General features: G+C 43.0%; 25 protein-coding genes. 2 read left to right on the top strand and 23 right to left on the bottom strand.

Annotation, left to right across the window (positions count from 1 at the left end; genetic code table 11):
• Positions 1-233 precede the first annotated feature (233 nt).
• The 12 genes from AXI57_RS16490 to AXI57_RS16435 form a co-directional block, all read right to left on the bottom strand.
• Entirely contained in the window at positions 234-1,427 is a 1,194-nt protein-coding gene (locus AXI57_RS16490; protein WP_061670707.1) for an ABC transporter permease, read from the bottom strand.
• The gene (locus AXI57_RS16485) at positions 1,424-2,113 is read right to left on the bottom strand and encodes an ABC transporter ATP-binding protein (RefSeq protein WP_003327240.1); all 690 of its coding nucleotides are present in this window, start codon (positions 2,111-2,113) and stop codon (positions 1,424-1,426) included. The genes AXI57_RS16490 and AXI57_RS16485 overlap by 4 nt, the downstream gene beginning before the upstream one ends.
• Positions 2,113-3,246, bottom strand: a complete 1,134-nt coding sequence (locus AXI57_RS16480; RefSeq protein WP_061670706.1) for an efflux RND transporter periplasmic adaptor subunit — start codon at positions 3,244-3,246, stop codon at positions 2,113-2,115. The genes AXI57_RS16485 and AXI57_RS16480 overlap by 1 nt, the downstream gene beginning before the upstream one ends.
• Positions 3,247-3,249: 3 nt before the next feature.
• A complete protein-coding gene (yknW, locus tag AXI57_RS16475; RefSeq protein ID WP_061670705.1) occupies positions 3,250-3,936 on the bottom strand; it encodes a YknW family membrane protein in 687 nt (228 codons plus the stop codon).
• Between the two features lie 183 nt (positions 3,937-4,119).
• Entirely contained in the window at positions 4,120-5,928 is a 1,809-nt protein-coding gene (locus tag AXI57_RS16470) for an ABC transporter ATP-binding protein (RefSeq protein WP_010788473.1), read from the bottom strand.
• Between the two features lie 8 nt (positions 5,929-5,936).
• Positions 5,937-7,691 (bottom strand): ABC transporter ATP-binding protein, encoded by a 1,755-nt coding sequence (locus AXI57_RS16465; protein ID WP_061670704.1) that lies wholly within the window; start codon positions 7,689-7,691, stop codon positions 5,937-5,939.
• Between the two features lie 236 nt (positions 7,692-7,927).
• Positions 7,928-8,161, bottom strand: a complete 234-nt coding sequence (moaD, locus tag AXI57_RS16460; RefSeq protein ID WP_003327245.1) for a molybdopterin converting factor subunit 1 — start codon at positions 8,159-8,161, stop codon at positions 7,928-7,930.
• Positions 8,154-8,627 carry a molybdenum cofactor biosynthesis protein MoaE gene (locus AXI57_RS16455; protein ID WP_061670703.1) on the bottom strand — a complete coding sequence of 158 codons (474 nt, stop codon included), beginning with the start codon at positions 8,625-8,627 and terminating at the stop codon, positions 8,154-8,156. The genes moaD and AXI57_RS16455 overlap by 8 nt, the downstream gene beginning before the upstream one ends.
• The gene (gene mobB / locus AXI57_RS16450) at positions 8,627-9,151 is read right to left on the bottom strand and encodes a molybdopterin-guanine dinucleotide biosynthesis protein B (RefSeq protein ID WP_061670702.1); all 525 of its coding nucleotides are present in this window, start codon (positions 9,149-9,151) and stop codon (positions 8,627-8,629) included. The genes AXI57_RS16455 and mobB overlap by 1 nt, the downstream gene beginning before the upstream one ends.
• Entirely contained in the window at positions 9,112-10,404 is a 1,293-nt protein-coding gene (locus tag AXI57_RS16445; RefSeq protein ID WP_061670701.1) for a molybdopterin molybdotransferase MoeA, read from the bottom strand. The genes mobB and AXI57_RS16445 overlap by 40 nt, the downstream gene beginning before the upstream one ends.
• A gap of 19 nt (positions 10,405-10,423) precedes the next feature.
• Entirely contained in the window at positions 10,424-11,443 is a 1,020-nt protein-coding gene (locus tag AXI57_RS16440) for a MoeB/ThiF family adenylyltransferase (protein ID WP_061670700.1), read from the bottom strand.
• A 71-nt stretch (positions 11,444-11,514) separates the two neighbouring features.
• Positions 11,515-12,099 carry a molybdenum cofactor guanylyltransferase gene (locus AXI57_RS16435; RefSeq protein ID WP_061670699.1) on the bottom strand — a complete coding sequence of 195 codons (585 nt, stop codon included), beginning with the start codon at positions 12,097-12,099 and terminating at the stop codon, positions 11,515-11,517.
• Positions 12,100-12,242: 143 nt separating this feature from the next.
• Here AXI57_RS16435 and AXI57_RS16430 point away from each other — a divergent pair, with 143 nt between their 5' ends.
• Positions 12,243-13,202 (top strand): coiled-coil domain-containing protein, encoded by a 960-nt coding sequence (locus AXI57_RS16430; RefSeq protein ID WP_003327251.1) that lies wholly within the window; start codon positions 12,243-12,245, stop codon positions 13,200-13,202.
• Positions 13,203-13,247: 45 nt separating this feature from the next.
• Here AXI57_RS16430 and rok read toward each other — a convergent pair whose 3' ends face one another.
• The 3 genes from rok to ahpA all read right to left on the bottom strand — a co-directional run bounded on the left by rok (position 13,248) and on the right by ahpA (position 15,397).
• Complete coding sequence (gene rok / locus AXI57_RS16425; protein ID WP_003327252.1) at positions 13,248-13,823, bottom strand: transcriptional regulator Rok; 576 nt, start codon at positions 13,821-13,823, stop codon at positions 13,248-13,250.
• A gap of 488 nt (positions 13,824-14,311) precedes the next feature.
• Positions 14,312-14,770: a TlpA family protein disulfide reductase gene (locus AXI57_RS16420; RefSeq protein WP_003327253.1), complete on the bottom strand. Its 459-nt coding sequence runs from the start codon at positions 14,768-14,770 to the stop codon at positions 14,312-14,314.
• 84 nt (positions 14,771-14,854) lie between these two features.
• Positions 14,855-15,397, bottom strand: a complete 543-nt coding sequence (ahpA, locus tag AXI57_RS16415) for a biofilm-specific peroxidase AhpA (RefSeq protein WP_003327254.1) — start codon at positions 15,395-15,397, stop codon at positions 14,855-14,857.
• 249 nt (positions 15,398-15,646) lie between these two features.
• Here ahpA and AXI57_RS16410 point away from each other — a divergent pair, with 249 nt between their 5' ends.
• The gene (locus AXI57_RS16410; protein ID WP_003327255.1) at positions 15,647-16,450 is read left to right on the top strand and encodes a mechanosensitive ion channel family protein; all 804 of its coding nucleotides are present in this window, start codon (positions 15,647-15,649) and stop codon (positions 16,448-16,450) included.
• A gap of 38 nt (positions 16,451-16,488) precedes the next feature.
• Here AXI57_RS16410 and AXI57_RS16405 read toward each other — a convergent pair whose 3' ends face one another.
• The 8 genes from AXI57_RS16405 to cbpB form a co-directional block, all read right to left on the bottom strand.
• Positions 16,489-16,734, bottom strand: coding sequence for a YkuS family protein (locus AXI57_RS16405; RefSeq protein WP_003327256.1), 246 nt, complete (start codon positions 16,732-16,734; stop codon positions 16,489-16,491).
• Positions 16,735-16,794: 60 nt separating this feature from the next.
• The gene (locus tag AXI57_RS16400) at positions 16,795-17,919 is read right to left on the bottom strand and encodes an N-acetyldiaminopimelate deacetylase (protein ID WP_061670698.1); all 1,125 of its coding nucleotides are present in this window, start codon (positions 17,917-17,919) and stop codon (positions 16,795-16,797) included.
• A 72-nt stretch (positions 17,920-17,991) separates the two neighbouring features.
• Positions 17,992-18,702 carry a 2,3,4,5-tetrahydropyridine-2,6-dicarboxylate N-acetyltransferase gene (gene dapD, locus AXI57_RS16395; protein WP_003327258.1) on the bottom strand — a complete coding sequence of 237 codons (711 nt, stop codon included), beginning with the start codon at positions 18,700-18,702 and terminating at the stop codon, positions 17,992-17,994.
• Positions 18,703-18,807: 105 nt separating this feature from the next.
• Positions 18,808-19,263, bottom strand: coding sequence for a flavodoxin (locus AXI57_RS16390; RefSeq protein WP_013390496.1), 456 nt, complete (start codon positions 19,261-19,263; stop codon positions 18,808-18,810).
• 32 nt (positions 19,264-19,295) lie between these two features.
• Positions 19,296-20,189, bottom strand: a complete 894-nt coding sequence (locus tag AXI57_RS16385) for a WD40/YVTN/BNR-like repeat-containing protein (protein ID WP_003327260.1) — start codon at positions 20,187-20,189, stop codon at positions 19,296-19,298.
• Entirely contained in the window at positions 20,179-20,655 is a 477-nt protein-coding gene (locus AXI57_RS16380) for a flavodoxin (protein ID WP_003327261.1), read from the bottom strand. The genes AXI57_RS16385 and AXI57_RS16380 overlap by 11 nt, the downstream gene beginning before the upstream one ends.
• Before the next feature lie 112 nt (positions 20,656-20,767).
• A complete protein-coding gene (gene ccpC, locus AXI57_RS16375; protein ID WP_061571429.1) occupies positions 20,768-21,649 on the bottom strand; it encodes a transcriptional regulator CcpC in 882 nt (293 codons plus the stop codon).
• Between the two features lie 148 nt (positions 21,650-21,797).
• Entirely contained in the window at positions 21,798-22,241 is a 444-nt protein-coding gene (cbpB, locus tag AXI57_RS16370; protein WP_003327263.1) for a cyclic-di-AMP-binding protein CbpB, read from the bottom strand.
• Positions 22,242-22,313: the final 72 nt, after the last annotated feature.

Here is a 22,313-nt window from a genome sequence, read left to right as displayed (position 1 = left end):
ATTCGCTTTTTTTACGTTAGACAACTAAAATCATTCAAATTCATTCAATAACTATCAAAATCTTTCACATTTGTTCATATTAACGTATGCAAGTATGGTTTGTAAACTGTAAATTCGACAAAAAGAAGGACGATTGTATGACAATTTTCTTCTTATCATAAATAAAAAAATCTATTATATTCATTTGATAGTAAAAAACGCATACATAAAAAAACCCCATGCTTTGCATGAGGTTATTCGTAACGTAAAGATTCAATCGGATCTAAACGCGCGGCTTTATTTGCAGGGAGCATCCCGAAGATGACGCCGATGACCATACTGAATAATACACCGCCTAAGACGACCTCCCATGATACAAGGGACGGCCAGCCTGCAAACATAGAGACAAGCGAGGCTCCTCCATAGCCGATTCCGATTCCGATCAGTCCTCCGATCAGAGTTAAAACGACGGATTCAATTAAGAATTGAGTTAAAATTTGCCCTCTTGTCGCTCCCAGTGATTTTCTGATTCCGATTTCCCGTGTCCTTTCTGTAACTGACACAAGCATAATGTTCATCACACCAATTCCTCCAACCAAAAGAGAAATACCTGCGATTGAGCCGATAATCGTCGTCATGATTGTCGTCACTTTACCGATGCCCGCCGCAAGCTCTTCCATATTCATTACCTGGTAAGAATCTTCCGTCCCGTGATGATCATTCATTAGCTGAACCGCCTCTTTACCGACTTCTTTAATCATGTCGGCTGATTCGACTTGCAGAGACACATTGCTGTAATCGCTTGTGCCAAAAGAGGTTTTCATCATCGTAAAGGGCACGTACATTTCACTGAGCCCGTAAGCCAGCAAACCTGTTTGTTTTTTAAGCACCCCGATAATTTCAACTGGCTGCCCATTAATCCAGACGACTTGACCGAGCGGAGTTTTTTTATGAAATAATTCTTCCGCCATTTTTTGAGAAATCACACCCGCTCTTTTTCCGGAAAGAAAGTCATTATCCGTAAAGCTTCTGCCCTCTTCAATGTCTAATGAATTTACATTCATATATCCGTCATTAATGCCGTTGATTGACGTATCTGTTTCTTCCTCCCGATAACGGGCAGTCATATTACCGGCATAGGAAGCGACGACCTGTTTTACGCCTTTGATATCTTTCAATCCTTTAATATCGTCTTCTGTAAAACTTGCTTCCTGCATGGCATTAGGGTTACTCGCAAGCTCTTCATCACTTGGCAAATAATATAATTCTACCGTGTTTCCGGGTCCGCTGATGGACTGCTTCAGCATTTGTTCTCCGCCCTGCCCGACAGCGACTACGACAATAACCGATCCAACGCCGATAATGATACCGAGCATTGTCAAGATGGAGCGCATTTTATGCGCCAGCACGGAACTGAGAGCCATGCGCAAATTTTCTAACAGGCTCATTCTCCCACTCTCCTTTGTTCTTGGAGAGGGACGATTTCACCGTCACGCACGGTAATCACCCGATTTGTGTAGTCAGCAACTTCCGATTCGTGGGTGACGAGCACAATTGTCGTACCTTCCGCATTTAACTCCGTAAATTGTTCCATAATAGCGGCACTTGTTTTTGTATCAAGCGCACCTGTCGGCTCATCCGCTAAAATTAATTTAGGATTATTTACAATGGCTCTCGCAATGGCTACCCTTTGCTTTTGCCCGCCGGACAGTTCATTTGGCATATGAAGCATTCTGTCCTTTAATCCGACTTTTTCCAGCGCCTTTTCAGCCCTTTCTTGCCTTTCTTTCTTATTAAAACCTGAATAGATCATTGGAAGCTCGACATTTTTTTTGGCGTTCAGACGGGGTAGCAGCTGAAACTGCTGAAATACAAAGCCGATGGATTTGTTGCGGACAGCGGCCAGCTCTTTATCTTTATAGGAAGAAATGTCCTCTCCGTCCAGCCTGTAAATGCCTGATGTCGGCCGGTCCAGACAGCCGATAATATTCATGATCGTTGATTTGCCCGAACCGGACGGCCCCATAATGGAGACATACTCTCCTCTTTCAATCAAAAGATCAATCGAATGGAGAACATCAAAAGTCTCCTTGCCGATCTGATAGCTTTTTTTCACTTTAGAAAGCTGAATCATTAAGCCTTCACATCCGTTCCGTCGGCAACATCGTCAGAAGGATTTAAAATGACTTGATCATCTTTTGAAACGCCTTCTTTAATTTCCACCAAATCATCTGTTGTTTCACCGACTTTTACTTCCGTCCGCTGAGCCTTGCCGTCTTTTACTACGTATACATAGTACGTATCATCTTCCTTTTTCACAGCTTTTGAAGGAAGGGTATTCGCTTTACGCTTATTTGTTTCGATGTTCATAATAAATTTGAAGCCGGGCTTGCCTTCCGGAAGGCTGCCTTTTATTTTGACTTGAAGCGGGTACTGAACCGCCTGCTCCGTACCTGATGCTGCGGCGTTTTCTTGCTGGTCAGGGACAAGGCCGACCGCGGACACCGTGCCTTTCCATGACTTATCCTGAATGACATCTGATGTCAGGGTCACTTTTTGGCCTTTTTTTACCTTTAGCGTATCGTATTCAGACAGCGTACCAGAAACGATGAGGTCTTTAGGATTTCCAATATGTATCACCGGTTCTTGAATGTCGGACTTTTTCGAGGCCGCCTCTTGATTGACTGAAATGACGGTTCCCTCCATTTCACTTTTTACCTCAAGGTCTGCCACTTGGTTTGCCAGCGATTGCTTTTGCAGCTCAGATTGCTTTAATTCAATTTGGGCGCTCTTTTCTTGCATTTCAAGCTCAGTGCGTTCTGACTCTATTTGTTTTTTCGCTTCCTTTTCTCCCAGCTGCTTTGTCAGCTCTTTTTCTTTACTGTTTAATGCATTCTTCTTTTCATTTATTTGATCAATTTGCAGCTGGTTGGATTCGGCGGTTAATGCGTTTTGCTCCTTTTCCAGGTTCAGCTGTTCATTCTCATAGCTGATCAAAGCCGTTCCCTTTTCGACCTTGTCCCCTTCTTTTACCTTAATGTCTGCAAGAGTCCCTTTGTCAGCTTCATAAAATACATATTGTTCATTAGAAAACTTCAGAGTGCCGGGGACCATAACAGTTGTACCTATTTCCTCCTCTTCCATTTTCCCGGTTTTTATACTCTCCGCAGTGCTGCCGCTCGTTTGAGCGGCAGATTTATATATGTTGATTCCGATAAACAGTGCGACAATGGCTGCGATTCCGATTCCGATCCAAAGTTTTTTCAATGATCATACACCTGCCTGTGAATTGAAAAAGCCTGTAATAAATGAATATAGCAGCATAAGAACAAACAAGACAATGACAGAAATCCATGCTGATTTCTTAGAGATTCCGCCTGTTTTTTGCAGACCGATAGCCAATAAAACATATCCCCAAATGCTAAAAATTTCAAATGCACTTAAAACACTTGTTAACGGCTGATCAGAAGTAATTAAACTCGCCAAGGATGTGACGCTATAAAAGGAATTTGTATCAATAAAGTACAGAACGATTCCATTAATAAGCAAGCCTAAGCTGGTAATAAAAGAAATAAAAAGTGTGAGAGATAACATTTTTTTATATGTTGTAGTTCCCCCGGATATTTTTACACAAAGCCAATAAATAAGCGGCGCAATAAACAACATGGCAACGCCTGCAAAAATACCGCCAATGATTCCTACTATGGCAGCAAATGATTGAGCCATTTCTAATTCCTGGCCTGTCAAACCAGATTCTCTCATCAAACCCTCATAGTCCATGCCTAATCCCTGCAACACAGTTCCAACGATAATCATTGCAAGAACGATAATTAACGGCATTCCAATAACAGGCTTTACTCTCATTCTCTCAAACTGGACACCCGGGCTTGTAATCACTCCGAAAAGTGACGGTTTTTCGGTTTGAGCCTCGTGGGCTTTTTCTAAATTGGTCTCCATTTTTATAAAACCTCCTATGTATTGTTCTGAATGTAAATACGAAAATTCAGAAAAAAAGTTTCATTTTTTCGTAAACATCCATATTTATACTAAAAGTGTATCACAAAACCAATTTTGCGAAATTTAATTTTTATTAAAATTGAGAAACCTTCAGACAGATAGCTCTGAAGGTTAGTTTAGATCTCAGGATACGCTGTATTGTGCTTTCACAAGCCCTGAGTATATACCCGCTTTGTTCATTAATTGTTTATGGCTGCCTTCTTCGATTTTTTTGCCATGGTCAAGGACGATAATCCGGTCGGCGTCGCGAATTGTAGAAAGTCTGTGGGCGATCATTACAGCCGTGCGCCCGTGCAGGAGGGTTTTCAGCGCTTGCTGGATCTTGACCTCCGTTTCTGTATCTATACTTGCCGTGGCTTCGTCAAGGATCAGAATTGCCGGGTCGGCAAGAAGCGCCCTTGCAAAGGAAATGAGCTGGCGCTGCCCTGCTGATAATGCGCTCCCCCTTTCCTCTACCTCGGTTTTATATCCCATTGCTAATCTTGAGATAAAATCGTCTGCGCCGACGGCTTTTGCGGCTTTTATAACCTCTTGATCCGCAGCATTCGGTCTTCCGAATCGAATATTTTCCATAATGGTGCCGGAAAAAATAAATGTGTCTTGGAGCACTATGCTGATTTGTGAGCGCAGACTGGATAGAGACATATCAGTAATGGGAATTCCGTCTATTTTTATTGTGCCGCCAGTCGCATCATAAAAGCGGCTGATTAAATTGGCGATCGTCGTTTTCCCGCTGCCCGTATGACCAACCAGCGCCAATGTGGTTCCGGCAGGGATTGAAAAAGAGACAGTATGAAGAGCTTTCCGTTTGTGATCGTAAGAAAACTCAACATCCTCAAATTCAACGTCACCTTTCAATTTCTTGATGTGAATTGCATTTTCTATTTCTTTGACGCTCGGTTGTTCGTCCAAAAACTCGAATATCCGTTCAGAAGATGCCATTCCCATTAAGAGCTGATTGTACACTTGACCAAGCCGTGATATCGGTTCCCAAAACATACCTAAATAAAATGCAAATGAGACAAAAATGCCAATCGTGACTGTGCCATTCATAATCAGCGTCGCCCCATACCAGATCAAAACAGCTGTTCCTGCCGCGTTTGTCAGTTCCACAAGCGGCCGGAACATCGCATTTTTTCTTGTAGCATCCCGCCAAGATTGATAATTTTCATGATTCACTCCATCAAAATAAGCCATATTTTCTTGTTCTTGTGTATATGCCTGTGTCACCCGGATACCTTGGATGCTTTCGTTTAGATGCGAGTTGAGCTTAGATTGTTTTAGTCGCACCATTTGCCATGAGCGGCGAATTTTTCTGCGCAGGCTTGTTGAAATGAAAAACATGATCGGCAATGTAATCATGATCGCAATGGTCAGCTCGGGACTCAGCGTGAATAAGATCACGACTATGCCGAGAAGAAGCAAAAGATCTGTCAGCAGATTGATCACGCCGCTTGTAAAAAGTTCCTGAAGGGAATTAATATCATTCATGATTCTAACGAGAATAGACCCTGCGGACCGCTGGTCAAAGAATCTATGAGACAAGCGCTGAACATGTGTGAATAAATGCTGGCGCAAATCATAAATGACATGCTGCCCAAGCTGGTTCATCCAGCGTATTCTCAATATGTTAGCCGCGTAATTTATCACGTACAGACCGCTGATGATCAAGATAAGCTGTAAAAGAAGCTGGGGGTTTTGCCGGGAGATCGCGTGATCCAGCACATAAACACCAATTAAAATGGGAATGAGGAGTCTTACAGCCGTCCCGATGATCACCATAAGAAAAGAAAGCGGCAGGATATTTTTCCGATAAGGTTTAACATAACTTAGCAGCCGCCACATCTGCGCCCAGTTAAAAGGCTTTTCAATAATTTCATCCGCGGTGTAAAAAAACCGCTCCATGATCGCTTGTTTTTTTGTTCTTTCCATAAGCCCTCCTATCCGACCTGATGCGGTTCATTCACTATTTTCAGATCTTGATATTGCAAGTCATAAATTCTCTTATAATAGCCATTCTGTACAAGAAGCTCTTCGTGTGTTCCTCTTTCACAGATTTCCCCTTTGTTCAGCACAAGAATTTCATCAGCATGCTTCAGGGAAGAAATTCGGTGGGCGATAATAAAAGTCGTGCGCCCTTTCATGACTTCTTTTAAAGCAAGCTGAATTTGATGTTCAGTTTCCATATCAACCGCGCTTGTCGCATCGTCTAATATTAAAATGCTTGGATTCAAACAGATAGCCCTTGCAATCGCGATCCGCTGTTTTTGTCCCCCGGAAAGGCCCATGCCTCTTTCGCCAAGCATCGTGTCATACCCATCAGGCAGCTCTTTGATAAAATCATGTGCTTGCGCCCTTTTTGCAGCCTCTACAATCTCCTGCATCGAAGCGTCCGGCTTTCCGTAAGAAATGTTAGATTTAATAGTAGAAGAGAATAAAAAAGATTCCTGAAGCACAACTCCGATGTTTGAACGAAGAGTTTTTAATGAGTAATCTGTGAGCGCTTTGCCGTCGATAGTGATGATGCCGTCTTCCGGGCTGTAGAATCGGGTGAGCAGCTGCGTGATTGTGCTTTTTCCGGAGCCGGTTGGCCCGAACAGTCCGACTATCTTTCCCCGTTCTGCCGTGAAATTTATGCCTCGTACTGCATGGTCCTCTTTTACGTACCGAAGCGAGACCCGTTTGAACTCAACATCACCCGCCAGCTTTTGATCTGTCAAAGCATGGACCTGATCGCTGATGTCTTCTTCCTTTTCAAGAATATCCAACAGTCGCTCTCCAGATGCTTTTGCCTGTGAAAACATATTAATGACAAAGCCAAGGTTCATAATCGGCCACATCATATAGTTGACAAGACTGAAAAAAGCCACAAGCTCACCGGGATTCAGCTGATTCTGCATGACTAGGTAGCCGCCGTAAGACAGGAGGGCAACTAAACAAATATTGCCGATAAACTCCATCAGCGGAAAGTATGTCGACCAAATCGAGGAAGTCTGTAAAAATGTAGCACGGTACTCTTGATTCGCTTTGTTAAAACCGCTGATCTGAAAATCTTCTCTTGAGAGTGATTTGACCGTATTGATGCCGCTGATATTTTCCTGAACCTTCGTATTAAGACTCGCAAATGATTTTCTGATTCCCCTGAAGGCGGGATGTACTCTTTTATCAAACCGGTAAACAGCGACTGCCAAAAACGGGAGAACTGCAATGGTTACAAGGGTCAAGGGGACAGAGTAGTAAAACATAACGGATAAGCTGATCGCCACAAGCAAGACAAAACGAATCAGCTCTGAAAGCCCGTATGACAAGAAAAAACGAAGCCCTTCTACATCAGCTGTCAGCCTTGACATAAGATCGCCTGTTTTGGCGTTATCATAATAGGAAAACGGAAGTTTCTGCAGCTTTCCATACAGGCCGTTTCTTAATCGATAAACAGATTTGATTCCAAACAGATCACCCAAATATTGATGAAAGAAGGTGGCTGTTCCTTTCACCGCCATTACAGCGATAAAACCAAGACTGACCCACGCCACGAGCTGATAGCGTCCGCCGATTACAATTTCATCAATCGTAATTTGCAGGATAATCGGATAAATAACTGTAATAGCTGTCATCAAAAGCATTGCGGCAAGTGACCATATAAATACTTTTTTATACGGCCAGTAAAAATGTCTCAACTTTTTAAACGTTTCCATTCTATAGCACCTTTCTCTTTAGCAATTTGTGATTACTATATCGATTACCAAAATCAATTTCTACTATATTTTAAAAATTCAGACTTAATATGGAGGTTTTTTCCGCCTTTTAGACGGAGGGTTTATGTAAAAATCAATGCCTACAGAACATCATTATATGCAGGGCACAATGCCATTTATGCAAATAAAAAACCGGGCGGCCTGAGCTCATTGAAAGCTTTGCCGTCCGGTTTTTTTCATCCTCCGCTGACAGGAGGGATGAGGGCGATTGTGTCGCCCGATGTTAAAGGAGTATTTTCTTTTGCGTATATTTCATTTATGGCTACCATTGCTGTGTCAATGGACTGAAGGCCGTATTGTTCCTTCAGCAGATCTTTTATTTCATCTGTTGTTGCCCGATCCTTATTGTACTCAATCATTTGGGTACCGGCCTGTTCAGCCAACCCCGCAAATAAAAGGATTTTAATCATTTGCCCCGTCCCCTTCTATATCAGGCTTTCCGTTTGGATAGGGAGTTTTTTCCAGTTGATCGCCGATCCACTGTTCACCGTCTTCCCATATTTCTTTTTTCCAAATCGGAACAATTTGTTTTATTCTTTCAATGGCGTATTCATTTGCTTCATAAGCAGCTTTACGATGCGGAGATGACACGGCAATCACAACCGCCGCTTCCCCGATATCCAGCACGCCGACACGGTGGGTGATAGCAGCAGAAGCCCCCGGCCATTCAGCCTCAATTTCAGCTCCGATTTTCGCAAGCATTTTCACAGCCATCGGTTCGTACGCTTCGTATTCGAGACGAACGGTTTTTCTTCCATGTGTCCATTCTCTGACTGTCCCGATGAAAGTGGTAATCGCCCCTGCTTCCCGTTTCTCGACTTTCTTTACAATGTCTTCCGCAATAATTGGATGCTTCGTAATCTGAAAACGTTCCATTATGCAGATCCTCCCTTCAACTGTGAAAGCACAAAAGCGATGGCAGCCGGATCATCCACATGGAAAACGGGTGCTCCGCTCTGTGCTGTCACATGTTCTTTTTTTCTGCAGATAACGGCAATGATGTGATCCAATTGTTGAAGTTCACGCCATTCCGACGTTTCTTTTAAGATGACAACTTTAGGATAGGAGGCTTTTTTAAAGCCTTCTACGAGAAGGCAGTCCACATCGAGAAAACGATATAGCTCAATTAGCTGGGGAAGATCCCACTGACGCCGGGCAGTGAGCTGCAAAACGCCTGCCCCCTCAACAGCTGACGCTGCGGCTCCAGCCTCCGAATAGCGATCTGTATCTTTTCCTTCAGTAAACGCCTCTGGCTCGCCTCCATGCCCGTGATGCTTCAGACAGCCTGCATGTAGTCCCTGTCTTGCAGCTTCTCTCAGTACACGCTCAATAAAAGTTGTTTTTCCGCTGTTTTGATACCCTATGATTTGGAGGATTGGGAGAGGGCGGTCCAAGGCCATTCACTTCCGTTCTCTGCTCTGATCAAAAGCACCTTAACCGTCCGGCCTGATTCGTATCCCCTTGTACCGCCCGGTAAAATAATAAAAGCATTGGCTTCGGCAAGCGATGTCACAGAACTAGACTTGTCCAAACCGACCGGAGACGCCGCAAGTTTACCGTCCTGATGATAAACAAACGCGCGGACAAATCTAGTAAATGGATTCGGTTTTGGAAAGTCCTTTGTTAAGGTGGCTTCAGCGCATATCGAATGAGGCTTATCATTCATCAGCCATGTTTGAATCATCGGCTTTACAAACAATTCAAAACCCACATAGCATGCGGACGGATTTCCTGATAAACCAAACAAAAGCATGTCATCTGCATGGGCAACCGTTGTCACGCTTCCTGGTCTCATCGCTACTTTATTAAAGAGAACGTTTGCCCCAAGCCTTTGATAGATTGCCGGCAAAAAGTCAAAGTCACCTACTGAGACACCCCCAGTCGTCAACAGGAAGTCGACTTTTTTCATCGCTTCTTTTACCGCTTCATAGCTTTCGTCAAAGTTATCGGAAATTTTCCCCAGATAAAGCGGAGAAGCTCCTGCTTCAATGACTTGCGCGCAGACCATTCCGGCGTTGCTGTTGCGGATTTTTCCCGGTTCGAGCGGATCACTGACATTAAGAAGCTCAGTTCCGGTTGCTATAATGCCGACGACAGGTTTTCTTACAACAGGCACGGAGGCATAGCCAAATGTCGCTAAAAGAGCTGTTACTCCGGGTGTTATTTTCGTTCCCCGTTTCAGCAATGAGCTTCCCTTTTGCGCGTCTTCTCCTGTTTTTGAGATGTTATCTCCCGGCTTGAACGGACGCTTTAAAGACATGTAAGTCTTCCCGCCTTCTTCATCCGTTTTCGTCAGCTCAAGCATGACCACTGCATCCGCTCCTTTTGGAATTTGAGCGCCCGTCATTATGCGGACTGCCTGAAACGGACCTAGTTCTTTTTCAGAAACCGCGCCAGCTCCGATATGGTCAATAACTTCGAATCGGACTGCCTTTTCACGAGTGGCAGAGGCTGTATCACATGCTCTGACAGCGAAGCCATCGTAAGGAGAACGGTCAAAAGCAGGCACATCGTGATCCGCTTTTACATCTTCAGCTAAAAAACGATGAAGGCTGTCTTCAAGCGGCACCCACTCTGTCTTTCCCTGTTTTTGAAATTCACTGACGCGCCGCACTGCTTCCTCTACCGGTATCGGCTTTCTTTTCTCTAACATTTTAAAAAACCCCCTGTTGTTACATTCCAATTAGTCTCGCCAAAACGGAGTTTGCTTCTTTCACTTCTTTTGTTCCATGCACAAGAGCCCTTCCATCGTTAAAAATGACGATTCTGAACCGTTCATAGACAATATGAAGCAAGAACTCATTAGCTTCTACCTTGCCGATTTTCTCCAAACGCTGAACTAGCTGCTGCTTTGAAATTCTTTTCAGAGCCTCTGACCTGACTTGAACGGTATCTCTTCCGCATAGAACGGCTGCCTTTGGCATATTCCATTCTTGAAGATACGGATAAATCTGCTGAGATCCGCACGAAGGGCACTCATTCCGCTTGATTTGTTCTACATCGACTTTCATATGTAAATTGTTCCACACATCAAAGGTCACGAAGCCGCGCTGAACGGCCCCTGATTTTCCCGTTAACAGCTTAAGCGCCTCAGCCTGCTGATATGCCGAGACAATCTGAACGGCTGGCGAAATGATCCCCGCCGTATCGCATGTGGCCCCTCCAACCGGGATTTGGTCAAATAAACACGATAAACAAGGTGTAACACCGGGAATGATCGTCATGAACATGCCTTGGCTGCCTACACAAGCTCCATAAATCCAAGGTGTCTTCGTTTTATGTGCCAAATCATTGATAATCATACGCGTTTCAAAATTATCGGTCGCATCAATCACGACATCTGCTTGCCGGATAAGCGGTTCAAGTGTTTCTGCTGTTCCCTCAGCGACAAGCGCCTCAATATGTATATCACTGTTTATAGATGTAAGATGCTGCTTAGCCGCCATTGCTTTCGGCAATCGATTGTTTGCGTCATCCTCTGTAAAGAGCTGCTGTCTTTGCAGATTGCTCCACTCTACATAATCCCGGTCAATGATCGTGATGTTTCCAGCTCCCGCCCTCACGAGGCCTTCTGCGCCGGCCGTTCCCAGTGCACCGGCGCCGACGAAAAGCACATGGCTGCCAGCCAGCTTTTGCTGACCCTCTTCTCCTATTGGCTTATATCTGGTTTGCCGTGAATAACGCTCCTGCATCCAACTTGCTCCCTCTGCTTTTTTATCTCATCATATCATGTTTTCACGCTGTCAGTCCTTGGAGAAGCTTGTCAGTATTGTTCATCCATTTGCTGATAATCACAGCGTGTATTTATATTCATAAACTCTTCCGGTTTTGCGCCAAGCTCTTCAGCATCCACATAGCACACTGAAAGCTGGTGCAGAAAGTCCGATATCTTTAAACGCTTTTGAGAAAGCTGCTCGTAAAGAAATGAACTGATCCGCTTATGATACACCGCCATGAGCGGCTGCTCTCTGCCCTCAGAAACCGGAACTACGGCATCTGTTCGTTCATTCAGACCATTCCTCAAAGCTAATAGAGTGCTTCTTTTTATAAGCGGCGTATCACAAGAAAGAACAGTATAAACATCACCGTCCGTTTTTTCAAAAGCTGTATATATGCCGGCTAACGGTCCTAAGCCTTGAAACGGCTCCACATCCTGAAACACGTTTTTTTCCCCGTATGCTTGAAATCTTTTGATCAGCTCCGGATGGCTGATGATGACCGGTTTTTTATCTCCTAAAGCCGTTTTGGCCCATTCGTAAAACATCTTATTTCTCCAGTTAACAAATGCTTTCGGTTCTCCAAATCGGCGGGAAGCTCCTCCTGCCAGCAAAACGTTTACATGTCTCATATCATCTCTCCTATATAATATAAAAAGAATAGCAAATGCTCATCGGCAAAGACAATCTTTAAATGCTTGTCTGTTTATAAAAGAGGCATAGCTATCCGGCTTTTGCATATTTTAGTGTTAACATCACGAGGGAGATGGTTCGATTGAAAATATCAGGTCCTTTTTTCCATGACATGTCCCAGGAGAACCTTTATTTAAAATCAGAACTTGCCAGGTGCCGTAAGTTAATCGCCGAGCTAGAGGCAAGCTATTTCCATCAGAAAAACAATAAGCTGATAAAAGAAAACTCAAGCATGAAAGAGAAGCTTCAAGCACTGACAGCTGAATTAGAACAAATCACAACGAAAGAAAAGCATGCGTTAGATACAAGCCAATCATTAAACCATGTGAAAGCTGAACTTCTTGATAAAATCGTTACCTTGCAGGAACTTCTTCAAAACGAAACATATAAACGCAAAAAAGAGATTGATGAAAAACATCGCCTGCACATCACAAATGTAAGATTCGAGGAAGAAAATAAAAATTTACATATACAAATTGACGCCCTCAAGACCGCCATCCAAAACGAAAAGGCTGAATTATCTAAAGCCAATCAGCAAACAGCCGCCGTAAAAGATGAAAATATCAAGCTCAATGTACAAATCGCGGAAAAAGAATTTCAGTTAGAAAATATTAAAATAGAAATTGATCATATAAAAGATCGAATACTAGAAACAAAGGAAAGGCTGCTTCAAATAGAAAAAACGAAAGAAAAACTATTTCAAGAAACTATTTTATCCTACAAACGGCAGCTTGACGAAAGTGACGCCTGGATTGCTTCTCATTTTGCCGATATTGATAGCCACTCGCGGCAAACAGAAGAAGCTCTTGAAGAAAATCAAACTGTTTTTGAGCATTCTGAGCATGTAGAAAACATTTTAGAGGATGTGACAGAACAAGTATTTACGCTCCAAAAACAGCTGGATCATACCCAATCGCACGATCAGTCTCTGGACGAAAAGCTAGCGGGATGGAAGGATCGCGCGGCAGAGCAAAAGCCGTCTCAAAAGTGGGTTTACAAGCTTGAAAAAAAGAACATATCCTCTCATAAAAAGCCCAAATAGCACCAAAAAACTGCTTGATTCAAACCAAGCAGTTTTCTTTATAGATTATTCAGTCACATTTTCAGCAGAGTCTGAAGCGATTTCGCCTTCTAAAATGTACTGGCCGCGATATGGCTTTTTCACTTCCGGATACATTTTAATTAAACTTTGCATAAACGTTGTCATATTAGGGATTTCAAGCCCGCTTTCCTTCTCAATTTCCTTTTGAAGTTCGGAGCTTTTGATCGCTGCGTTATGGCGTTTTAATGTTTTGATTGCCGCTTCACGAAGCTTTGCTGCCTTTGAACCCGGTCTTGCCGTTCCTCTTCTTCTTCTTGTCGTTCCGTCCGGAATACCCGCCGGAATAGAGGAGATGGATTGCGGCTGCGGCTGTGATGCCTGCTGCGGCTGATAGCTTCTGATCTCTTGTGCTGCGAGCTCGGCTAGCACAGGAAGAGACTCACTTTTTCTTTCAGGGCGAAAATCTTTTTTTGTTTCCGCTGCTGAGCTTCCATTGCGGTCAAGCTCTCTTAGTTTTGCATATATTTTGTCACGCTCTATTTGATATTCACGGATGACTTTAACCTCAGCCTCATTTAACTGTTCCAAACGCAAGCGTAAAGCTTCCCTCTCATTAAACATCCATTTAACCCCCTATCAAAATTATCATGCTTTATTTAAGATATTAGATTACAAAAGTAATTTTATCAACTATTATTTTATCATTTTACTATTATATTTACTCTATGAAAAATTCCCTATTTTCTGAAAATAAAACTTTTATCAAAGAACCCTTTATTCATGGGGTTTGTAGGCCCCTGTTCTCTTTTGCCATAAAGTTGAAAATATATCTTAAAATTACTTCTTTAAAGAAAAATAGTGCAATATCTACATTTTTCGATTCATTCAGTGAAGAACCTGCTTTTTCAGACAATAAAGCGCTAAATGCTGTCAATTCCTAATATTGGAGGCTTAAAGCGCTTTTTTGCGCCTTCAATTTACAACATCCAAATATGGAAAAATAAACTTATTACATTTTATTCATTTACTAATTATGGAACCAGTCAATTGATATAAAAATAATCCATACAAAAAAACCTGATTTTGATCAGGTTTTTGGATAAACTTAATTATTCGGCTGCTTGCTCAGTTTCAGCAAGTACGCGATTCACACGCTTCTCAAGCATTTTCATTCCGCTGCCGCCCGCTTGGAAGTGGCGAAGCTGGCCCGTTTTATCAAACACATAGTACGCAGGCACATACTCATTTTCAAATGCTTCAGTTAGAGCATGATCACTGTCGACAAAAATAGGCTGGGAAATATCATGTTCCGCTGCAACCTCTTTAATTTTATCAAGGTCTAAGTCGTCTTCAGAACGCGGCATATGAACTGCCACCACGTTTAGCTTATCCTTATATTTGTCACGAAATTCGTTTACTTGCGGCATTGCTTCTTTACACAAGTGGCAGCTGATTGACCAAAAATGAATCAGTGTCGGTTTTTCACCAATCAATTGCTCTTTGGTTACTTCACCGTTGAACCATGCTTTTTCACCTGTCAGTTCAGGCATTGGTTGACGTAATTTCATCTTTTTTCCCTCCAATAAAGTAAGAGTCAAAAAGGCCTAACGAATTGTTAGACCTTCTTTCTCTTTTTCGCTGTTAAAAAAGAATTATAATGTTTTTTGGCCTGGTTTCCAGTTAGCCGGGCAAAGTCCGCCAGTTTGAAGCGCTTGAAGCACACGCAATGTTTCATCAACGTCGCGGCCGATGTTGTTATGGAAAACAGTTTGGTATTGAAGTTCGCCTTCAGGATTGATAATGAACAATCCGCGAAGCGCTACGCCTTCTTCTTCGATTAATACGCCGTATTCGCGTGATACTTCATGATTCGTATCAGCAGCTAGCGGGTATTTCAATTCGCCTAATCCGTTTTCTTTACGGTCAGTGTTGATCCAAGCCAAGTGAGTGTGGATAGTGTCAGTAGAAACACCGATTACTTCCGCATCAAGATCTTCGAATTCATCATAACGATCAGACATAGCTGTGATTTCTGTCGGACAAACAAAAGTGAAGTCCATTGGATAGAAGAAAAGCACTGTCCATTTGTCATTTTTCATGTTTTCTTCAAGATTAACCTTACCAAATTCCTTATTTGCAAGAACTGCTTCCATTTCGAAACGAGGAGCTTGTTTACCTACCATACGTTCTGCCATATGTAAATCCCTCCAGCAATATTTTTTGGCTTTAAAGCCATATTAAAATGAGAATAGAGTTAATAAATTCTCATTTAGTTAATAACTTCACAAAACAATTATAACGGAGTTAGTTTTTTTAGTCAAAATTAAAAAAGAATAAATTTAATTAACATCCCGTGAAGGAATACTACAAAAAGTTTAACACGCTCCTGAACGGGGAAACAAACTTTTAGCTTTCAGCAATATACATAGGAAAGGAAGACACATATGGACGTTATAAAAGACTACGACTGGCCCGGACTGTTAACGAATGCCGGCATTTTATTATTAAAACTGCTGGCGATCATTCTCATCTATTTAATCGTCCGCTCTTTAGGCAGCAAAATCATTAAACACTTATTTCAGAAATTTGAACAACAAAACAACCTGTCCTTAGGGCGGGCTCAGACGCTGCAAGGGCTGACGCTTAACGTGTTTGCTTACATACTGATTTTCATTTTCATCGTGATGGTGCTTGATTTATTTCATTATGACCCGACTGCCCTAATCGCGGGGGCTGGAGTTGTAGGGCTTGCTGTCGGCTTCGGCGCACAAGGGCTTGTCAGCGACATCGTCACAGGTTTCTTTATCCTTTTAGAAAAACAGATAGATGTCGGCGATTATATAACTGCTGCCAATTTTGACGGAATTGTAGAACAAGTCGGTTTAAGAACCACTCAAATCCGCAGCTTCGACGGAACACTTAACTATGTGCCGAACCGTGGGATTATAAATGTCAGCAATCATTCCCGGGGGACGATGCAGGCATTGGTTGATATCAGCGTGCCGCTAGAAAAAAATCTCGACGAGACCATTCATATACTTCAGTCTGCCTGTGATCATGCTGCTGCCGGGCTGCCGCAAATAAAAGAAGGTCCTAATGTGATCGGCGTTCAGGAATTAGGTGCTTCGGAGGTTGTTATCAGAATCATTGCCAAAACAGAAAACATGGAGCAATGGCGGGTGGAACGGGTGCTTCGAAAAGAAATGAAAGACGCGCTCGACCGTTATCATGCCTCCTCAGCCCAGTAAATACAAAAAACCGAAGCCTTGCTGCTTCGGTTTTTAGATTAATGAAATTTCTTTTCGACCTCGCTGCAAATTTCATCAGCAGTCATACCTGAAGCTGTAATAACAGATGCCTGTGTCGATGTGTCTGCTATTCCTTGCACATTGCTGTCAAGACCGGTCACGACACAGCAGTCACATCCGGCTGCGTCTTCCGGCGTTTTCATCATGACAACGTCATAGCCTTTTTCTTTTAAAGCTGCTTCTACATCCGTCAGTGATTGTTCAATCCCGATTTTTTTCGTCATATAGAACACCTCCGGTTATTAGAGTGCTCATTTTATGACATATTATTCTTCAAATCGGACTTAATTGGCATAAGCTGAAAAATAGCCGGTCATGACATTCACTGCCGTTTCTATTGCGTTTTCGTCAGGGTTAAGCTTAGCGTGATGAAGGCCATGGGACGAATCAGCACCAAGCCAAAACATGAAACCCGGATATTTTTTCAGCATGTAGCCAAAATCCTCTCCGGTCATGGCCTCCTTAGCTTCAATTACGTTTGCCAGCTGATGTTCGGCCACAAATGACATAAACTCTTCTGTCAGTCCGCTTGTGTTGTACACTTGATGATAAACAGAGGGATATGTGACTTTACCAGTGCAGCGGAATCCGATTTCTATGCCTTTCACCAGGTCCTCAATTCGTTCCTTCACCTGCTTCATCGCTTCTTCAGAGAGTGTACGGATCGTTCCTTCTAAGTGAGCTGTTTGCGCGATGATATTTTGAGCCGATCCTCCTGTAATGGTGCCGATTGTAACAACGGCGCTGTCAAGCGGATCTGTATTTCTTGCCACAATGGTCTGAAGCTGAGTGACAAGTGAGCTGGCCGCTACCACCATATCCTCTGCTAAATGCGGATAAGCGGCATGTCCTCCCTTGCCTTCAAGGTCAATGACAAGCTCAGACGTATTGGCAAAAAGCAACCCGCTTTTTGTGGCAATGGTTCCGACCGGAAGTTCCGGCGCAATGTGAAGCGCCGTGATAAAATCCGGCTTCCATTTTTTAAGCACATCGCTCTCAAGCATTGGTTCCGCGCCTCCAGGGCCTTCCTCAGCCGGCTGGAATAAAAAGAGCAGATCATGTTTAACCGGCTGATGAACAAAATGATCAATAATGCCGAGCGCAATCGTCATATGTAAATCGTGTCCGCAAGCATGCATTTTGCCGTGATGTTCGGAAGCAAATGGAAGCCCGGTCTGTTCCTCGATAGAAAGCGCATCGATATCCGCTCTGTATGCGAGCATTTTTTCCGGTGCAGTCCCGTTAATTTTCACAAAAAGCCCGGTTCTCCATTTTTCGATTTCAATTCTGTCTTTCGGATATTCGTTCAATACATTTAACAAGTATTGCTGTGTTTTATACTCCTGAAACCCAAGCTCAGGTATCCGATGCAAGTCTCTGCGGATTGCAATGAGCTGATCGATCTTCATTTTTATATACCTCCTGCCTATACGAATAAGGCGTGGATCTGACATCCACGCCTCTTACTATCAAACGGTTTCTTACAGTTGGCGTAATTCCTGTTTGATTTCGGTTTTGCCTTTTGTTTTTTCATCAATGTCTTTGATTTTCTTTGCAGGTGTACCCGCAACAACTGTATATGGTTCGACATCGTTTACGACGATCGCACCGGCTGCAACGACAGCGCCTTTACCGACTGTAACACCTTCAAGCACAACAGCGTTTGCACCAATGACTACGTCATCTTCAATGACAACCGGCTTGGCAGATGGCGGCTCAATAACACCGGCCAATACAGAACCCGCTCCGATGTGGCAGTTTTTGCCGACAGTCGCACGCCCGCCAAGCACAACATTCATATCAATCATTGTGCCTTCTCCAATGACAGAACCGATGTTAATAGAAGCTCCCATCATGATAACGGCATTATCGCCGATCTCCACTTGGTCACGAATGATAGCGCCTGGCTCAATTCGCGCTTTCACATCTTTTAAATCAAGCATAGGGATCGCTGAATTGCGGCGGTCATTTTCAAGAACGTAGTCCTCGATTTTACCTTTGTTTTCTTCGATAGCGGATTTGATTTCATTCCATTCGCCAAATACCACACCAGTATTTCCGTTAAGGAATGCTTTTGCTGACGCGCCAAAATCAATTCCTTCAAGATCACCTTTGACGTATACCTTTACAGGTGTAGATTTTGTACTATTTTGAATAAATGAAATAATTTCATTTGCATCCATCATTTTCATATGTATAGTCCTCCTTCTGATTTTCTACCTCATTACTGTAACAAAGGAAAGATACAAAGACAAGAAAAAAAGGAAACAGCCGGGCGGCTCGTTTCCTTCATGCCATTATCCTACAGCCAATCCGCTTTGAATGGCAAATTGTCTGCCAAATTCGAGCAATTGCTCTTCCTCTTCCCCTTCAGGATTCATCTCGATTTTAATTGAAGGGAGAATAACTTCTCCGCCCCGTTCTTTTATTTTTTCTTCAAGTGTATCAACTGCCCCGCAGAAAAACTCATAAGAGGTATCGCCTGAACCGAAAACAGCAAACTTTTTGCCGGCAAAATTAAGCTCTTCCATATCATCGGCTATATCTAAAAATTCATCGGGAAGGTCACCGTCTCCCCATGTATAAGCGCCCATAATAATATGATCATAGTCATTCAGAAGCTCCGCATCTATATCCATCGCTTCATAGCGGTCTACCTCCGCTTCCGCGTCCTTCAGTCCTTTTTCAATTAAATCCGCCATTGCTTCCGTATTGCCTGACATCGTTGCGTAAACAAGCAAAATATTCCCCATATAAACTCCTCCTCTATAAGATGTGTAAGCTCTTAGTGTGTGATTGCCGGTTCCTCGTATGGCCTGACGAATTTGCATTCGTATAAACCAGCACAAAAGAAGTTTTCTTTTTGATTTGCCACTCTCAATCCGTGGCCCTTGATGGTGTCGAACCATTTTAATTCATACGCTGCCAGGTCAACCTGATAAATTCTTGAGTAGCCATCCTCGTCTTGAGTTGTCGTCACATAAATAATTCCGTCGTCTTCAGACACATCGAGAAAAGACTCTTCACTCCCGATAATGCCGGAGTGAATCATATATTCTTCGTGCGTCTGCACATTCAAAACGGTGACAACCCCTCTCTTTCCTTTGACAGAACCCATTGCGGAAACAAGCCACTTTCCGTTAAATACAAGCATAGATGCTGTCATGCGGCACTCTTCTTTCTTGATCATCCTGATGCCTTCGCGCTTAAAATCGTACGCCCAGATCCCTCCGTGCATGTTATGTATTTGCGTGCCGATAAAAAGGGTATCCCCATGCAGGCATAACGACCGGATAACAGGCGGATGTAAAAATGAACTGAATGGTTTGGCAACCTGCCAGGAAACTCCGTAATCATCTGATAAATAAATGCAATGCTTGCCGTGAGCGCAAACAAATCCATCTTTTTGGCCGGTTATGGCCCATACTGTCGCGTTTGTCGGAAAACTGGACATCGTCCAGCTTCTCCCTTGATCTGATGAACGAATGACCGTCCCTTTTTCACCGACTCCGAATAAATAAGGGCCGATGTAAGTAATGGAATGTATTTTACTCTTCAAATGAAAAAGCTTTTTCCACCCTGTCTCCAGAGAATAATGAAAAATCCCTTCCCTTTTAACGGCCACAAAATATCCAGAAGACTTTGATGCTGTAACGGCGGTGGCGCCTTTATGAAACATGGCTTTTCCCCTTGTTATGGTGAGCAGCCCATGCAAGAAAACCGCGTGTGAATTCTCTGCAGCATTCTGTATCCTCATCTGTTTCCGGAGCGAGCTCTATTTTCAGCGTTTCTTGATAAACCGCCGCTCCCGTCTTTTCCAGCATGCTGCTGAACAGATTGACGGCTTCACAAAATTTCGGATAGGAATAATCTCCTGAACCGAAGCAGGCTGTTTTTAAGCCATTAAGCTGAAGCCTTGAGACCTCTTCATAAAAATCTTCTGCTTCGTACGGAAGATCTCCGTCTCCCCACGTATATGTACCGATCAAAACATAATCATATGACGACAGAGACTCCGCTTCCGTGTCGTCAATCTCTATAAAATCTATTTCCACATCATGCTCTTGAAGCGTTTCTTTAATAATTCCGGCAATGTCCTCTGTGTTTCCGGACATGCTTGCATATGTAATCAATGCTTTCGGCATTTGTACCACCTCGGTAATTGATAATGATTTTCACTAATTCATATCATTACTTTAAATGATAATGATTTTCATTGTCAATGATAAAATAAAAAAAGACAGCTCCTGGGCTGTCTTAAAATGGACGATCCTGTTTCAGCATATCCTTTATCACTGCGACAAAGGCCTGAACTTGTTTCAATTCAAATGCGGGTTCATACCCCAAAAGCCAAGTGTCCCTGCCGATTGGGTTTCCTTTTAAGTCTAAGAGAGGCATTTTATTGACTTTGTCTTCATCCTGAAGAGTGACAGAGGGAAGAATCGCGTAACCGATACCATGGAGAGCCATCTGCTTGCACGTTTCAATCTGATCAACCAAAATGGTCTGCTTCGGCGATGTTTTGAATTTTTGATACCACCAATGCTGTATTTCCTGAAAATAAGTGCTGTCGCTTTTGAATTGAATAAAGGGCCGTTCGGTATGCGCAATGTCATCAATGCAGGAAATTTCTGTATCGACCAAGTATAAATGATCTGTCATTAAATAATCCTTGCGCCCCTTCCACTCAGGGTTTCCCCGGATAATGCCGATATGCACCTGATCTTCGTAAAGGCTCTTCAGCATTTCACTGCTCCATCCGGTAATGAGCGAAACCTTTGCATTCGGGTACTGCTCGACATACGTTTTCAGCACCTTCGGAAGCCAGTGCTGGCCAATAATCGAAGCGACGGCTAGTTTCAATGTGCCGTGTATTTCTCCTTCAAGCTCATCAATATCTTCCCGTATTTTCTCTTGCTGGTCGGTCACATCGTTTGCGAATTGAATAATCTTTTCACCGGCTGGGGTCACGGTCAGCCCTTTTTGGGAGCGCAGAAATATTTTAGTTCCCCACGTTTTTTCAATGGTTTGTAGACGCTGCGAAAGTGCGGGCTGTGACACGAAAAGCCGTTCAGCAGCCTTCCTCATGTTTAATTCCTCAGCTAAAACTACGAGCATATGAAGCTCTTGAAGCTGCATGTCGGCCTCCTTTTTATAAAAAACAATAAGATTTTCTTATCTCTTATTGTAATGACATCGGCAATTCATAATCAAGTTTTTTTACATAGTTATATGTATACGTTTTCAAATTACCGGTCGGATATATAAAAAATAGGCCGATAGCAGCCTACTTATTCAGTGACTTTATATGTTTATGCAATTCCTTTAAAACCACTCTTCTCGTGAAAATGCCTTCAAATACCTGATCGTCATTTTCGACACAAACAAACCCGTTGTTGATCACCATGCTGAACCCTTTTATGATTGGATCGTTTATATGAAGCCGCGGAATATCTTTAAGCATTACTTCCTCGACGGTAATCTGATCAAGCTTTTCAAATTCAATTCTCTCCAGACCGAAAATGCTGTTCATGATCATATTCGTTCCGATCAATCCATGCAGCCGGTATGAGGCATCAAGAACGGGAATCGCTGTATAGCCCGTCTTTGTCAGCACAAGAAGGGCGTGCTCCAGATTATTGCCGACTTGAACGTGCGCCACTTTGTCCGCTTCAATCATAAATTGTTCGACTGTTGTTTCAAGAAGCTGATCTGATTGTAAGCTAATCATGTCACTTCGTCCCCTTTACGTTTTCATCAACACATTTTTCCCTATACTACTATAATATAAACTTTATCAGTA

It is taken from the genome of Bacillus atrophaeus (assembly GCF_001584335.1).
GTDB classification, from domain to species: domain Bacteria; phylum Bacillota; class Bacilli; order Bacillales; family Bacillaceae; genus Bacillus; species Bacillus atrophaeus.
Note: the sequence above shows the minus strand (reverse complement) of the source record. Positions and strands in the feature narration are given on the sequence as shown.